Below are 1,512 nucleotides of genomic sequence, written 5' to 3'. Positions count from 1 at the left end.
CCCGGGGGTCTCCGGCGCGGAGACCATCACCAGGTCGAGCACACGGTGCTCGTCCAGGTCCTCGGCCGGCGCCTCATGGACGATCCGGCCCTCACGCACGACCAGCACCCGGTCGGCCAGACCCAGCACCTCGGGCACCTCACTGGACACCAGCAGCACCCCGATACCGTCATCGGCCAGCTTGCGCACCAGCGCATACAGCTCCGCCCGGGCCCCGACGTCCACACCACGCGTCGGCTCATCCAGCAGCAGCAGCTTGCGGTCCTCGGCCAGCCACCGCCCCAGCACCGCCTTTTGCTGGTTACCACCCGACAACGTCCGAATCGGCCGCCGCGGATCAGGCGGACGAATGTCCAGCGCCTCCGACAACCGCTTGGCCTCGGCGAACTCACTACGCCGATCCAGCCAGCCCAGCCACCGCGGCCTGGTATAGCGGCTCAAACTCGCCAGCGTGATGTTCTGCGCCACCGAATGATCCAGCAGCAACGCCTGCGCCTTACGCTCCTCCGGCGCCAGGCCCATCCCCATCCGCACCGCCCGGGTCGTACTGCCCGGCCGCACCGCCCGCCCATCCAGCACGACCCGGCCACTGGCCCGCCGCGCCCCGTAGATCGCCTCGATGATCTCACTGCGGCCCGAACCCACCAGACCGGCCAGCCCGACGATCTCCCCCGCCCGGATACTGAACGACACATCGGCGAACCGGCCCGCCAACGTCAAGTTCTCCACCCGCAGCACCTCCGGCCGCCCCTCATGAGCGTCCCGGCCCGGCCGCGGCGGAAACACATACTCCACATTGCGGCCCGTCATCAACGCCACGATCTGCGAAGTCGGCGTGTCCTTGGCCGCCAACCCCACCGCGACCGTCCGCCCGTCCTTCAACACCGTGACCCGATCACCGATCTCCCGGATCTCCTCCAGCCGATGGGAGATGTAGATCACCGCCACCCCCTGAGAGGTGAGATCACGGATCACCCGGAACAGGTTTTCGACCTCGTCATGAGCCAGCGCGGCCGACGGCTCGTCCATGATGATCAACCGGGCCGAATGCGACAACGCCCGGGCCATACTCACGATCTGCTTGTGCGCCGGAGACAACCGGCCCACCTCAGTGCGGGGCCGGATCTCCCCATGCCCCAGCCGCTTGAGCAACTCGGCCGTCGCCCGATCGGCCTCAGCCCGCCGGGAGAACCCGAAACTCGCCATCTCATGGCCGAGGAAGATGTTCTCCGTCACGCTCAACCCGTCCACCAGGTCGAGCTCCTGATAAATGGTGGCGATGCCGTGGCCCATCGCCGCGGTCGGCGGCGCCAGCCGGACGGGCGAACCGTCCAGCAACACCTCCCCCTCATCCGGCGCATGCGCACCGGACAAGATCTTGATAAGCGTGGACTTCCCGGCGCCGTTCTGCCCGAGCAGACAGTGCACCTCGCCGGCTCTGACCTCAAGGTCCACGCCGTCCAGCGCGCGTACGCCGGGGAACTGCTTGACGATCCCCCTCATTTGGAGCAG

General features: G+C 68.1%; 1 protein-coding gene. It reads right to left on the bottom strand.

All coding sequences use genetic code 11. From position 1 onward, the window contains the following. A partial coding sequence (locus tag FLW16_RS42815; protein ID WP_260616211.1) for a sugar ABC transporter ATP-binding protein occupies positions 1-1,512 on the bottom strand: 1,512 nt, incomplete at both ends.

Origin of the sequence: Microbispora sp. KK1-11, from assembly GCF_006874435.1 — a bacterium.
GTDB classification, from domain to species: Bacteria; Actinomycetota; Actinomycetes; order Streptosporangiales; family Streptosporangiaceae; genus Microbispora; species Microbispora catharanthi.
Note: the sequence above shows the minus strand (reverse complement) of the source record. Positions and strands in the feature narration are given on the sequence as shown.